The following is a 13,758-nucleotide window of genomic DNA, read 5'->3' on the forward strand; positions in this document are numbered from 1 at the left end:
CCGGCTCAGCGGCGCTCGCCATGTTAGGGTTAGGCCCTAGCTATTGACTGCGCTTTTCAAAGGAGTTTTGCAGATGAAGCCCGCACATATCGCTATCGGTGGCGTCGCCGCCATTGCTATCGCCGGCTTGGCCTTTCAAGCTGGTCGCAGCCAGGCGCCGGCCCCGGTGGCCGTCGCGCCGGCTGTTGCCGCCTCGGCTCTGGCCAACGAGGCCAGCGCTGCAGTCGCTACAGCTCCGCCAGCGGCCTCGGTGCCCGTGCTTGCCGAAGCGCCGGCCTCGGTGCCCGCACTGAAGGAGGCTGCGAGCGTGCCTGCACCGCCGGTGCTGGCCAAGGCCCCGGCCAAGCCTGCGCCGCGCCCGGCGCCAAAACCTGCGCCATCTTCGGCGCCGCAGCAGCCGGAAAGCAGCCATGTCGCCAAGGCCGAGCCGGCCGCGCCCAGCGAGGCGGCCCCTCCTGCCCATGTGATCGCGCCGGAGCCGCCCAAGCTGTGCGCCGAATGCGCGACCGTGGTGCAGATCCGCAGCGAGCAACGCGAGGGCAAGGGCAGCGGCCTGGGTGCCGTCGGTGGGGCGGTGTTGGGCGGGCTGCTGGGCAACCAGATTGGTGGCGGGACCGGTAAAACGCTGGCCACGGTGGCCGGCGCGGCGGCCGGTGGCTTTGCGGGCAACGCGGTGGAGAAGAGCCACAACGCACGCCAGGTTTGGGTGGTCCGGGTCAGCTACCCAGACGGCCGCACCCGCAGCTTTGATTTCGACCATCAGCCCGATTTCCGCGTCGACACCGTCGTGCGCGTGCGTGACGGAGTGCTTGAGCGATATTGATCGTTCAGCGGCGCGTTCATCATCGCCCAAGGGGCGCTCGTCACACAGGGTGCAGCGCTCGCTGAGGGCTGCGCACAATGGGTCGCTTTAGGCTTTGGCTTGACCCGCTGATGTTCAATTTTCTGCCCCGATCATCGCGCCAGTGGGGGCACGCCGCCCTGTTGGCCTTGGCCTCGGCCGCTTTTGCTGGCCCGGCGCGAGCGGAATCTGCCGACGAAGCGGCACTCACCGAGGCGGTGGCGCAGCTCTACCGCAGTTTGGGCAGTGGCGATGTGGCGGGCTTTGCCGCCTTGGTGCCGGCCGGCGGCTTTAGTGAGTTCAACACCGAAGCCGAAGGCCTGCAGACGCTGACGATGGACTATTTCCGTGCTGTCATGACCTCGGGCGCGAAGATCGCGCTGCGCGTCAGCGATCTGCAGCCGCGTCTGCTGGGGGGCGACACCGCCCTGGTGACGGGTTACCGCGTTGGCAGCATCACCCTCCCCAGCGGCCAAAGGTTCGACAGCCGACAGGCCTTGACCATGCTTTGGCGTAAGGCGCCGAGCCAGGTCGGTGTGAGCTCAGCATCGGGGGCTTGGCAGCTTTTGCACGTGCATTTGTCCGAGCCAGGCCGTCCCCGGTAGCGCCTGCGCCGGGTTTGGCGCAGCCCGCGTGGCTCAGTGCTGCAGGCCGCGGCGCAGCTGTATCGCTTCGGCCATATGGCCCAGCTTGATGCCGCGCGTCGCGTCCAAATCAGCAATGCTGCGCGCCACGCGCAAGAGGCGGTGATAGCCGCGTGCCGATAGGCCCAACTGCCCGGCGGCTTTTTGTAAAAACTCCAGCGCGGCCGGTTCCGCCTGGGCATGTTGTTCGAGCTGTCGCGCGCTCAGGCGCGCATTGCTGCAGGCTTGGCGTAGCAAAGCGCGTTCGCGTGCGGCGGCCACACGGGCGGCTACCTCGGCGCTGCTTTCGCCGTCTGGCAAGGCCGCCAGTTCTTTCGGCGCAATCATCGGCACTTCAATCAGCAGGTCGAGCCGGTCCAAGAAAGGGCCGCTGAGCCGGCTCTGGTAGCGGGCGATTTGGCCGGGTGCACATTGGCAGGATCGCAAGGGATTGCCCAGATGCCCGCAGGGGCAGGGATTCATGGCTGCCACCAACTGGAAGCTGGCGGGGAACTCGGCCTGACGGGCGGCCCGCGAAATCAGGATGCGGCCGGTTTCCATCGGCTCGCGCAAAGCCTCCAGCGCGCTGCGATTGAACTCTGGCAACTCGTCGAGAAACAAAACGCCATGCAGCGCGAGTGAAATTTCGCCCGGTCGGGGCGGTGAGCCGCCGCCCACCAGCGCCACGCTGGAGGCGCTGTGGTGCGGGCTGCGCGTGACACGTTGGCCCCAGCGAGCCGGCTCGAATTGCCCGGCCAAACTCAACAGCGCGGCCGACTCCAGGGCCTCCTCTTCGTTCAGCGGCGGCAGCAAGCCACTCAGCCTTTGCGCCAGCATGGACTTGCCGGTGCCGGGGGGGCCCACGAGCAAGAGACTGTGAGCGCCGGCTGCCGCGATTTCCAACACCCGTTTGGCACCGGCCTGGCCTTTCACATCGCGCAGGTCGGCGGGGCTGGGCGGCTCGCCGCGGGGCAGGGGCCGGGCCGCTTGCAAGGTTTGCTCGCTGCCAGGTGTCAGGGCGGCCACCAAGTCGAGCAGGTGGGGTGCGCGCCAAACTTGTACGCCGTCCACCAAGGCGGCCTCGGCCGCACTGGCCTCGGGCAGGATCAGCGCGCGCCGCGACTGCTCGCGCCGCAGCGCCAAACTCATGGCCAAGGCCCCGCGGATGGGGCGCAACTCGCCGCCGAGTGACAACTCGCCGGCGCACTCGAAGCCGTCGAGCCGGCTGGCATCGATCTGCTCGCTGGCGGCCAGCAGGCCCAGCGCAATCGGCAGGTCAAAACGCCCACCTTCCTTGGGCAACTCGGCCGGGGCCAGATTCACCGTGATTCTTTTATTGTGCGGAAAGCTCAGGCCGCTGTTTTGCAGCGCGGCGCGCACGCGTTCGCGCGACTCTTTGACCTCGGTGTCGGCCAAGCCCACCAGCGTGAAAGAGGGGAGTCCGTTGGCCAGGTGCACCTCAACGCTGACCGGCGCTGCGGCCAATCCGTCCAGGGCTCGGCTGTGAACGATTGCCAGAGACATCTTGTGCGCCGCTTCTTGGCTCCACGCGGCCGCACCGTCGCGGGCCGCACTGTGCCCTGATTGTGCACTTCAAGGGGCTGCAGCGGTGACTGCACAGAAACGGTGCGCAGGCTCGGGTCGCCGAGTCGGTTGGATGGCCCAGTTTGGTGCGGTAACTGCCCGGCAGCCGCTCAAAACCGTCCGCCTTGCCGTGGTGTGGGGCTGAATTCGATTTGAGCGAGTTGGCACGAAAGCTGCTGAGGTAGAGACAAGTCCTTTTGAAACTCTCCTTCCGCCTCCCTCTCCATTCAATAGACAGGAACCTCGTGATGAAGTCGACTCTTGCTGCTTGTTTTGCTCTTGTGACCCTCGCTGCACTGCCCGTCGGGACGGCGCACGCCGAAGAGGCGGCCGCTGCACCTGCCGCGAGCCCTTTGTCCTTCAATATCAGCCTGGTCAATGAGTACCGTTATCGCGGCATCTCGCAGTCCCGCCTGGACCCGGCGCTGCAAGGTGGTGCTGATTACGCGTTCGAGAGCGGCTTCTACATCGGCACCTGGGCTTCGACCATCAAATGGATCAAGGACGCGCCTTACAACGGCGGCGCTTCGGTCGAAATCGACGTCTATGGCGGCTACAAGACGGAGATCGCCAGCGGCCTGACGCTGGACGTCGGTGCGCTGACCTACATCTATCCCAGCAATGATCTGAGCCCTAGCGCCAACACCACCGAGCTCTACACCGCGCTGAGCTTCGGCCCGCTGACGGCCAAGTACTCGCACAGCGTCACCAATCTGTTCGGCACCGCCGACAGCAAGGGCAGCGGCTATCTGGATGTGACGGCCAGTTTCGACGTCGGCGCTGGCTTCACGCTGGTCCCGCATGTCGGCTACCAAAAGGTCAAGAACAACAGCGCCGGCAGCTACACCGATTATTCGCTGACCCTGAACAAGGACTACGCCGGCTTCACCTTTGGCGCCGCCATCGTCGGCACCGACACCAAGGCCTATGTCGGCGGCCCCGGCTTGAAGAATCTGGGCAAAGACGGCTTTGTGGTGTCGGTCAAGAAGACCTTCTAAATCAAGAACCGAGTTACAGGAGATAGATGCAATGAAACTGATCACCGCCATCATCAAACCCTTCAAGCTGGATGAGGTCCGCGAGGCCTTGAGCGCCATCGGTGTGCAGGGCCTGACCGTCACCGAGGTGAAGGGCTTTGGCCGCCAAAAGGGCCACACCGAGCTGTACCGTGGCGCCGAATACGTGGTGGACTTTCTGCCCAAGGTGAAGATCGAAGCGGCCGTCGATGATGCGGTGGTGGAACAGGTCATTGAGGCCATTGAAGCTGCCGCGCGGACCGGCAAGATCGGTGACGGCAAGATCTTTGTGTCGCCGCTCGATCAGGTGGTGCGTATCCGTACCGGTGAAACCGGCAACGAGGCGCTTTGAGCGCGGGCTCGGCAGCAATTTTTCCGTTGGAGAAACAGATATGAAAAAATTTCTTGTGAGCCTGGCGCTGGCCGCAGCGGTGTTCGCACCGGCCGCCTGGGCGCAATCCGAGGCCGCTTCGGCCGCCGCAGCCACCGCGCCGGTGGCCATGGCGTCGGCCGCTGCCCCCGCGGCGGCGCCTGAAGCAGCCGCTCCCGCAGCCGCCGCTTCGGCGCCGGCCGATGCAGCGTCGGCCGCAGCTGCCCCGGCACCGGTGCCCAACAAGGGCGACACCACCTGGATGATGTTGTCCACCTTGCTGGTCATCATGATGACGGTGCCAGGTCTTGCCCTGTTCTACGGCGGCTTGGTGCGCAGCAAGAACATGCTGTCGGTGCTGATGCAGGTGATGGTGGCCTTCTCGATGATCGTGGTGCTGTGGGTCATCTATGGCTACAGCCTGGCGTTCACCGAAGGCAATGCCTATATCGGCGGCACCGATCGCTTGATGATGAAGGGCATCTGGGACAACGTCGCCGGCACCTTCGCCAATGCCGCCACCTTCAGCAAGGGCGTGGTCATTCCGGAAATCGTCTTCGCCGCCTTCCAGGCCACCTTCGCTGGCATCACCGCCTGCCTGATCGTTGGCGCCTTTGCCGAGCGCATCAAGTTCAGCGCCGTGCTGATGTTCCTGGCCCTGTGGTTCACCTTCAGCTATCTGCCAATTGCCCATATGGTCTGGTTCTGGATGGGCCCTGACGCCTACACCGCTGCGGGTGTGGTCGATGAAATGAATGGCAAGGCTGGTTTGATCTGGCAATGGGGCGCGCTGGACTTCGCCGGCGGCACCGTGGTGCACATCAATGCCGCCGTGGCCGGCTTGGTCGGTGCATACATGATTGGCAAGCGCGTCGGTTACGGCAAGGAAGCCTTCACCCCGCACAGCCTGACGCTGACCATGGTCGGAGCTTCGCTGCTGTGGGTGGGTTGGTTCGGTTTCAACGCCGGCTCTGCCTTGGAAGCGAATGGTTTTGCTGCGCTGGCCTTCATCAACACCTTTGTGGCCGCCGCGGCCGCAGTGTTGGCCTGGTCCATCGGTGAAGCGCTGCACAAGGGCAAGGCTTCGATGCTGGGTGCGGCTTCGGGTGCAGTGGCGGGTCTGGTGGCGATCACGCCGGCCGCCGGTAATGTGGGCGTCGGTGGCGCCTTGGTGATCGGCTTTGTGGCTGGCTTTGCCTGCCTGTGGGGTGTGACCGGCTTGAAGAAGCTGTTGGGCGTGGATGACTCGCTCGACGTCTTCGGCGTGCACGGTGTGGGCGGCATCGTCGGTGCCTTGTTGACTGGTGTCTTCAACTCTCCCGCCCTGGGCGGCCCAAGCGCCGTCGGCGACTGGGTGACGGCTTCGATGATCACGCCCGACGCTTACTCCATCGCTGCCCAAGTCTGGACCCAGGCCAAGGCCGTCGGTGTGACCGTGGTCTGGTCGGCTGTGGTGTCGGTGATCGCCTACAAGGTGGTGGACCTGGTGATCGGCCTGCGTGTCAGCGAAGAGGAAGAGCGCGAAGGCCTGGACATCAGCTCGCACGGTGAAACCGCGTATCACAAGTGATGTTTTGAACTCGGGTGCGCAGCCGCGGCGGTGTGAACCGCCCGGCCGCCCCGCCCGCGAGTGAGAACCCACAAGCTGCCTTCGGGCAGCTTTTTTTATGTCCGATGGGCAAGTTCTGTCGGCGCGGCCTGTCGGTGGCGCCGGTGCGAGGGCTGGCGACACGATATTGCTGCAATGTAAATACTTCACTATTCGCACAAATGGCAAGCGGGGAAGACACCGACAGGGATAGACATGATGGGCGCGGTGACGGCGGGCCGGAACACTGGGGCTCTTGCGACTGATCAAGGTGACCCCTTGAGCGCAAACCCCCTCTTCCCGAGAGATGAGTCCACCCCTACAGCATCACGAGGAAATCATGGCAACTAGGTCCCCACAGTCCCATCGTCCCCTGGCACTCGCCGTCTCCGCGCTCTTGGCCGCTATGGCCTTCGCGCCGAGCAGCGCTTTGGCCGATCGCGCCAAGGCAGAAGCTCGCGCGCTAGAGCATGTGCACGGCTTTGCCGGCCGCAGCTTGCACAACAGTGATCACGGCTACCAGACCCGCGATGTGCTCATCGATGCCGATGGTACCGAGCATGTGCGCTTTGACCGCACCTTCAAGGGCATGCGCGTCATCGGCGGTGATTTGATCGTGCGTTCCAGCCGCCAGGGCAGCCTGCAGGAAATTCGTCATACGCTCAGGCACGAAGCCAAGGTGGACGGCAAGGCCAGCGTCAAGGCGCACGAGGCGCTGCGCCTGGCGCAGGCCGCGCACGGCGGCGCCCTGATGCAACACCCCGAGTTGGTTGTCTATGCTCGCGGCGACCTGCCGCAATTGGCCTGGGAGGTGAAGGTGGCCGGTGACAAAGCCGATGGCACGCCGTTTGAAAAGCATGTGATCATCGACGCGCATAACGGCGCCCAACTCGACGCCTGGGATGACATCCATACCGCCACGGCGGCCGGAACCGGCAAGAGCTTGTTCAGCGGCAATGTGGCCCTCAGCACCAATAGCGTCACCGGTGGCTACGAGCTGCGCGATTTGAGCCGTGGCAGCCAGTACACCACCAATATGAAGAACCGCACCAGTGGCGGCACCATCTTCACCGACACCGACAACAGCTGGGGCAATAACGCCACCAGCGATCTGGCCACCGTTGCCGTCGACGCCCAGTACGGCACCGCCATGACCTGGGACTATTACAAGAATGTCCATGGCCGCAATGGCATCGCCAATGACGGCAAGGGCGCCTACAACCGCGTGCACTATGGCCGGGCCTACAACAACGCCTTCTGGTCGGACTCCTGCTTCTGCATGAGCTATGGCGACGGCGATGGCACCAATCTGCGCCCGCTGGTGTCCTTGGATGTGGCGGGTCACGAAATGACCCACGGTGTGACCAGCCGCAGCGCCAATCTGACCTACTCCGGCGAATCGGGTGGCCTGAACGAAGGCACCTCGGACATCTTCGGCACCATGGTGGAGTTCTATGCCAACAGCGCCTCCGACGCCGGTGACTATCTGATCGGCGAAAAGATCATGATCAAGTCGCCTTGGATGCGCAGCATGATCAAGCCCAGCGCCGACGGCGCCTCGGCCGATTGTTGGTACGCCGGTGTGGGCAGCCTGGATGTGCACTACAGCTCGGGCGTGGCCAATCATTTGTTCTTCTTGCTGGCAGAGGGCAGCAATAGCAGCTATGGCGCCAGCCCCACCTGCCAGGCCGGCGACACCCGCGTGGCCACCGGCTCGGCCCTGGTCACGGGCATCGGCCGCACCGCCGCGGCCAAGATCTGGTACCGCGCCTTGACGACCAAGATGACCTCCAACACCAACTACGCCGGCGCGCGCGCCGCCACCTTGGCCGCCGCGGCCGAGTTGACCGGCACTTTGGGTCGCGACTATTCGACCGAAGTGGCCGCGGCCTGGAAGGCGGTGGGTGTGAACTGATAGCGCCGCGCCGATCAAGCGGCGCCGCTTGTCAATGCAAAGGGGTGCCCACGGGCACCCCTTTTTTTGTGGCGCGGCGTCTTATTCGCGTTCGGTGGCCGGCGCGGCCTTGGGTCGGTTGTTCAGCAGCACCTCGGTCAACTCGAGCAATTTGGCCGGGCTGAAGGGCTTGGGCAAGAAGAAGTTGGCGCCGGCTGCCAGCGACTTGGCCTTGGTCTGCTGGGCTGCGTCCGCCGTCAGCATGACGATCAGCGTATGGGCCAGCGCCGGGTCCTTGCGAATCTGCGCGCAAACCTCGATGCCGTCTAGGCCGCCCGGCATCATCACGTCCAAAAAAACCAGGTCCGGGCGCATGGTGCGGGCCAACTCCAGGCCCAAGGTGCCGTTCGGCGCTTCTTGCAGGGTGTGGCCGGTATCTTCGAGCGCCCAGCGAACCAGGCGGCGGATGTCGGCATGATCTTCAACGACGAGTATCTTGGCTTTCATGCGGGTCCCATCGAATGCTCACAGCGCAAGCATATTCCTGTTTGTACCTTCTGCCGGGCTTGGCATTTGATGCTTCGACCCCACATGCGCAGGTCTCTAGAATCAAACGCTAGCCTGCTGCTAATCTCACGCCATGGTTCCCCATCTCATCACCGCATTGACCGGCCCGATCAACGAACTGGAGCAGCGCGTGCTGGAGTCGATGCCGGCCATCGAACGCTGGTTCCGGCTTGAGTGGATGGAGCATACGCCGCCGTTTTACAGCTCGGTTGACCTGCGCAATGCTGGCTTCAAGCTGGCCCCGGTGGACACCAATCTATTCCCGGGTGGTTTCAACAATCTGACGCCGGACATGTTGCCGCTGTCGGTGCAGGCGGCCATGGCCGCCATCGAGAAGATCTGCCCCGAGGCCAAAAACCTCTTGTTGATCCCCGAGAACCACACCCGCAATACCTTCTACCTGAGCAATGTGGCCACGCTGAAGCGCATCTTCACGCAGGCCGGCTTGAATGTGCGGCTCGGCTCACTGGACCCCGCCGTCACCGAAGCGACCGAGCTGAGCTTGGCCGATGGCAGCACTTTGACGGTGGAGCCGCTGCTGCGCAACCGCGGCCGCCTGGGCCTGAAGGACTTTGACCCCTGCACCATCTTGCTCAACAACGACCTGTCGGCCGGTGTGCCGCGCGTCTTGGAGCATCTGCACGAGCAATACCTGTTGCCACCGCTGCATGCCGGCTGGACCGTGCGGCGCAAGAGCCAGCACTTCAAGGCTTACGAAGATGTGGCGAAGAAATTCTCCAAGCTCTTGGGCATGGACCCCTGGCTGATCAACCCATTGACCGTGCCGGTCACCGGCATTGACTTCAATGAAGGCCAGGGACTGGAGGCCTTGCAGGCCCAGGTCGACATGGTGCTCAGCAAGACACGCAAGAAGTACAAGGAATACGGCATTCAGGAGAAGCCTTTTGTTGTCGTCAAGCCCGACGCGGGCACCTACGGCATGGGTATCCTGACCGTGCGCGATGCCAAGGAACTGGCCGATCCGAGCCGGCGCCTGCGCAACAAGATGAGCGTTATCAAGGACGGCCAAGAGGTGCACCAGGTCATCGTTCAAGAAGGCGTGGTCACGCACGAGCGTGTCAACGAGGCCGTCGCCGAACCGGTGGTCTACATGATGGACCGCTATGTGGTGGGTGGCTTCTACCGGGTGCACGCCGACCGGGGCGCGGACGAGAACCTCAACTCGCCCGGCTCCAGCTTTGTGCCGCTGGCCTTTTCGCAGGCCTCACAGTTGCCGCGGCCGGGTGAGAAACCCGGCGCCAGCGGACCCAACCGCTTCTATATGTACGGCGTGATCGCCCGACTGGCGATGCTGGCGGCCAGTTACGAACTGGAAGTGACCGACCCCGAAGCCGAGGTCTACGCCTGATCAGGCCCGCACCTCGGCCGCCACGCTCAGCAGTTGCTTGAAGCGTTCGACCACCGGGCTTTGAGGTTCGGGCAGGTGCCAGAGCGTCAGGTCGGCGAGGCCGAGGTCGGCGTCCAGCGGCAGGATTTTCACCAGCTCGTTTTGCGCCGCGATGCGCGCCACATGCAAGGGCAGGATGGTCAGCAGCGGCATCCGCTTCATCATGCTGAGCGTCAAGGTGATATCGCCGGTCTCGATCAGATTGGTGGGCAGCGGCAGGTTCATGCTCTGCCACAGGCGGTCCTGCAGCAAGCGTGAGCGGGTGCCCGGCAGCGGCCAAATCCAGCCCTGACTGTTGAGCGTGTCCCAGCCAAGCTTGGCGCTGCCCTTGGCCAGCGGATGCGCGGTGCTGATGACCAAGACCTCGCGCTGGGCCAGTAGGCAGTGGGCATGCAGATCGGCCGGCATGTCCTGCGGCGGCATGCGGGCAATGACCAGATCCAGGCGGCCCTCGCGCAGCTCATTGATCAGCGCCGTCAGCGCATGGGTGCGCACGCTCAGCGTGATGTTGGGGTACTCCAGCTTCATCGCCGCCATCGCGTCCGGCAACACCTGGGCGAGTGCCGCATTGGTGGCCCCGATCAGCAATTCTCCCGAGGCGCCACGCACCATCGAGGCCACATCGCCGCTGCCGCGCTGCAGGTCGGCCTCCAGTTTTTTGCCCAGCTCGATCAGCCGCTGACCCAGCGGTGTTGCGCGCAGGCTGCGGCCGCGGCGTTGGAACAGGGTTTGTCCCAGCCCGGCCTCGATTTCGGCCAGCGCCTTGCTGACGGCTGGCTGGGTGACATGCAGGTTTTCGGCCGCCTCACTGAGGCTGCCCGCCTCTGACAGCGCCAACAAGACGCGCAGATGGCGCAGGCTGAGTCGGCGGCTGATGAAGCTCTCTGCGGCCTCGGGCGAGGGCGTTGGGGTAGGGGCCGAACTCGAAATAACCATCCGGAAACTTTAGCAAACCAATCCTCATAGACGTTTGGACACATTCCCTTAACGTCGCGCCGCTAGTGCGCTGCGCCAGGCTTGTGGCAGTTGCACGGGAATACCACTGCTTCAAAACAACGGAGACATTTGTGCAACAACGTCATCACCTGATCGCCTTGGCGGTTCTCTCTTTCATTGGGCTGGCCCAGGCCCAGAACACGACTCAGGCGCCGGCATCGAAGCTGGATCGGGTCGAAGTCACCGGTTCGATGATCAAGCGAACCGACTCGGAAACCCCGGCCCCGGTCAGCGTGATCTCGCGCCAGATGATTGAGCGCAGCGGTGCCACCTCGCTGGATGAGTTGCTGCGCATGGACAGTGCCACCGGCACCGGCAGCCTCAACGATATGGACACCGGCAATGGCTTCGCCACCGGCACTGCCTCCATCGGACTGCGCGGCATGGGCTCGGCCGCAACGCTGACCCTGGTCAATGGGCGACGCCTGGCGCCGGCGGCCGTGGTCGACCCGAACTCGGGTCAGTCGACTGTCTTCAACATCAACTCGATCCCGGTCTCGGCGATTGAGCGCATTGAAATCCTCAAGGACGGCGCCTCCTCGTTGTATGGCTCGGACGCGATGGCCGGCGTCGTCAACATCATCTTGCGCCGCGACTACCAAGGTAAGTTGCTGTCCTTCAACGCGCAGCAGCGCCTCACCGATGGGCTGTTCAAGACCGCCACCGGCAGCGCCATGCTGGGCTTTGGCAATCTGGATACCGATGGCTTCAATGTCTTCGGCGGCATCGACGTCTACAAACGCGACGGAGTGATGATCACCGAGGCGCCGAACCTGGTGCGCCAGGACCTGTTCGGCCCTTTGTTCGCGCGCCTGGCGATCGACAGCAGCAGCGCCTACCCCGGCAATCTGTACACCTACAACAATGGCAAGTCTGGCAGCTTCCGGGCCATGCTGCCGGGTTGTGCGGCCGAGAACCAGTTGCCGACCTCGGCCACCAATGCGGTGCCGATCTGCAAATACAACGCCGACGCGGCCGGCATCCAATACACCGGCGACCAGACCCGCAAGGCCGGCTTCCTGCGCGGCAGTTTTGCGCTCAACAAGGACACGACGATTTCGGCCGAATTGCTCGCCTCGCGGGTCGAGAGCGCCTATACCGATGTGCCCACCTCGCGCACCGAGTCGCTGACGCAATGGGGTGATGCGAAGGGCAATCCGGTGCTCTTCAACGGCCTGGCCCTGCCCGGCACCCACCCCGACAACCCGACCCGTTTGGCGACCGTGGCCAAGCCAGTCGTCATGAAGGTCGGCAGCAGCAGCTACAGCTTCACCAAGCCGACCGTGCTGGGTCTGCGCTATCGCTTCGCCGACATCCCCGCGTCGAGTAGCAGCGTGGCCGACAACCTGCGCATGGTCTTGAGCGCCACCAGCACGCTGGCCGGCTGGGACATCGACACCGGCCTGCTGCACCATATCCAGAAGAATCAGCGCATCGGTGAGGGGCGCTTGAGTCTGTCGGGCCTGAATCAGGCCTTGGCCAGCGGCAGCTACCGATTCGGCGGAAACAACACGCCCGAGGCGATTGCCGGCATCGCCCGCAACACGCTGGATGAAGGCCGCAGCGTGACCAGCTCCGTCGATGCGCGCGGCAGCCGCGAACTCGGCCAAATGGCCGGTGGCGCGATGATGCTGGGCCTGGGCGGTGAACTGCGGCGCGAAACCTTCTCGGTCGAAGCCGACCCGCTGATGGCCAAGGGCGACATCATTGGCCGCGGCATTGGCGAGGCCAGTGGCTCCCGCAATGTTTCGGCCGCCTACGCCGAGTTGCAACTGCCTTTCTTCAAGGGCCTGGAGACCCAGATCGCCTTGCGCGGCGAACATTACAACGACTTCGGTTCGTCCCTAACGGGCAAGCTGGGCGCCAAGTACAAGCTGAGCGAGGCTGTGGCCCTGCGCAGCACCGTGGCCACAGGTTTTCGCGCGCCGTCGCTGTCGCAGATCGCCAAGTCGGCGGTGTTCGCCTTCTCGACCGTGCAGGACAAGCAGCTCTGCCCGGTCAAGAGCACCGGCAATGATGACTGCGAGCGCCGCATCTCCAGCGTCAACCTGTCGAACCCGGCCTTGCAGCCGGAGAAGTCCAAGTCCTACACCCTGGGCCTGCTGTTCGAGCCGACCCGCGGGGCCGAGTTGGTGCTGGATGCCTGGTACTTCGATCGCAAGGGCGAAGTGGATCGCCTGAGCGCTCAACAAGTGATCGACCGCGAGTCGGAATTCCCCGGCGCGGTGATTCGTCTGAGCAGCGATGTGCCGGGCAAGCCGGGACAGATCACCCAGGTGCTGCGCCAGTTCCGCAATCTGTCCCAGTCGCAAACCGGGGGCATCGATTTTGAGACCAGCTACCGCTGGAAGGCCATTGAGGGCAATGACTTCAAGCTCAAGTTCAGTGGCTCGCGCATGCTGACCCGCAAGCGGCAGACCGAAGACGGCCAGCCGGTGATCGAGACGCTGGGCTTCTATGGTGTGCCCAGAATCAAGAGCAGGGTTAGCGTGGATTGGGACCGTGGCCCATGGTCGATGACCGTGACCAGCAACTACGCCGGCAGCTTCCGCAGCCATGGCGCCACCAGCACCTGCCAGGCCGAACTGGTCGATGCCAAGCGTGAAGACCTGTGTACGATGGCCGCATGGGTGACCGGCGATGTGTCGCTGGTTTACCGTGGTTTTGGTGGCATGAAGATTGGCGCCACGCTGCGCAACTTCACCGGTTCCAAGCCGCCGTTTGATCCGACCGAAGGTGACACCGGTTTCGACAGCACCTATAGCAACCCCTACGGCCGCTATCTGTCGGTCAGCGCCAGTTACGAGTTCTGATCGTCGGCCTGCTGTTCTTTCCGCTTGCCGGGCCCTGCTGTCAGCAGCGGCCCGGCAG

General features: G+C 64.1%; 11 protein-coding genes. 8 read left to right on the forward strand and 3 right to left on the reverse strand.

Going from position 1 to position 13,758, the window contains the following annotated elements; all coding sequences use genetic code 11:
- Window positions 1–73 precede the first annotated feature (73 nt).
- Both WG899_RS05565 and WG899_RS05570 read left to right on the forward strand, forming a co-directional pair.
- Window positions 74–823, forward strand: coding sequence for a glycine zipper 2TM domain-containing protein (locus WG899_RS05565; RefSeq protein WP_339594631.1), 750 nt, complete (start codon window positions 74–76; stop codon window positions 821–823).
- A gap of 110 nt (window positions 824–933) precedes the next feature.
- Window positions 934–1,446, forward strand: coding sequence for a YybH family protein (locus tag WG899_RS05570; RefSeq protein ID WP_339594632.1), 513 nt, complete (start codon window positions 934–936; stop codon window positions 1,444–1,446).
- Between the two features lie 33 nt (window positions 1,447–1,479).
- Here the strand turns inward: WG899_RS05570 and WG899_RS05575 are convergent, their stop codons facing one another.
- On the reverse strand, window positions 1,480–2,988 hold the full coding sequence (locus WG899_RS05575; RefSeq protein WP_339594633.1) for a YifB family Mg chelatase-like AAA ATPase: 1,509 nt from the start codon (window positions 2,986–2,988) through the stop codon (window positions 1,480–1,482).
- A gap of 308 nt (window positions 2,989–3,296) precedes the next feature.
- On the opposite strand from WG899_RS05575, the gene WG899_RS05580 reads away from it, so the two are divergent.
- From WG899_RS05580 to WG899_RS05595, 4 genes are all read left to right on the forward strand, one after another.
- Window positions 3,297–4,046, forward strand: a complete 750-nt coding sequence (locus WG899_RS05580; RefSeq protein WP_339594634.1) for a TorF family putative porin — start codon at window positions 3,297–3,299, stop codon at window positions 4,044–4,046.
- A 31-nt stretch (window positions 4,047–4,077) separates the two neighbouring features.
- Window positions 4,078–4,416, forward strand: a complete 339-nt coding sequence (gene glnK / locus WG899_RS05585; protein ID WP_263570651.1) for a P-II family nitrogen regulator — start codon at window positions 4,078–4,080, stop codon at window positions 4,414–4,416.
- A gap of 40 nt (window positions 4,417–4,456) precedes the next feature.
- On the forward strand, window positions 4,457–6,004 hold the full coding sequence (gene amt / locus WG899_RS05590; protein ID WP_339594635.1) for an ammonium transporter: 1,548 nt from the start codon (window positions 4,457–4,459) through the stop codon (window positions 6,002–6,004).
- A 358-nt stretch (window positions 6,005–6,362) separates the two neighbouring features.
- Window positions 6,363–7,937, forward strand: coding sequence for a M4 family metallopeptidase (locus tag WG899_RS05595; protein WP_339594636.1), 1,575 nt, complete (start codon window positions 6,363–6,365; stop codon window positions 7,935–7,937).
- 81 nt (window positions 7,938–8,018) lie between these two features.
- Here the strand turns inward: WG899_RS05595 and WG899_RS05600 are convergent, their stop codons facing one another.
- The gene (locus WG899_RS05600) at window positions 8,019–8,423 is read right to left on the reverse strand and encodes a response regulator transcription factor (protein WP_339594637.1); all 405 of its coding nucleotides are present in this window, start codon (window positions 8,421–8,423) and stop codon (window positions 8,019–8,021) included.
- 133 nt (window positions 8,424–8,556) lie between these two features.
- Between WG899_RS05600 and gshA the strand changes: the two genes are divergently transcribed.
- Complete coding sequence (gene gshA / locus WG899_RS05605) at window positions 8,557–9,852, forward strand: glutamate--cysteine ligase (protein ID WP_339594638.1); 1,296 nt, start codon at window positions 8,557–8,559, stop codon at window positions 9,850–9,852.
- Here the strand turns inward: gshA and WG899_RS05610 are convergent, their stop codons facing one another.
- The gene (locus WG899_RS05610; RefSeq protein ID WP_339594639.1) at window positions 9,853–10,827 is read right to left on the reverse strand and encodes a LysR family transcriptional regulator; all 975 of its coding nucleotides are present in this window, start codon (window positions 10,825–10,827) and stop codon (window positions 9,853–9,855) included.
- Window positions 10,828–10,958: 131 nt separating this feature from the next.
- On the opposite strand from WG899_RS05610, the gene WG899_RS05615 reads away from it, so the two are divergent.
- Window positions 10,959–13,700 carry a TonB-dependent receptor plug domain-containing protein gene (locus WG899_RS05615; protein ID WP_339594640.1) on the forward strand — a complete coding sequence of 914 codons (2,742 nt, stop codon included), beginning with the start codon at window positions 10,959–10,961 and terminating at the stop codon, window positions 13,698–13,700.
- Window positions 13,701–13,758 lie beyond the last annotated feature (58 nt).

Source organism: Paucibacter hankyongi, from assembly GCF_037482915.1.
GTDB lineage: Bacteria > Pseudomonadota > Gammaproteobacteria > Burkholderiales > Burkholderiaceae_C > Paucibacter_A > Paucibacter_A hankyongi.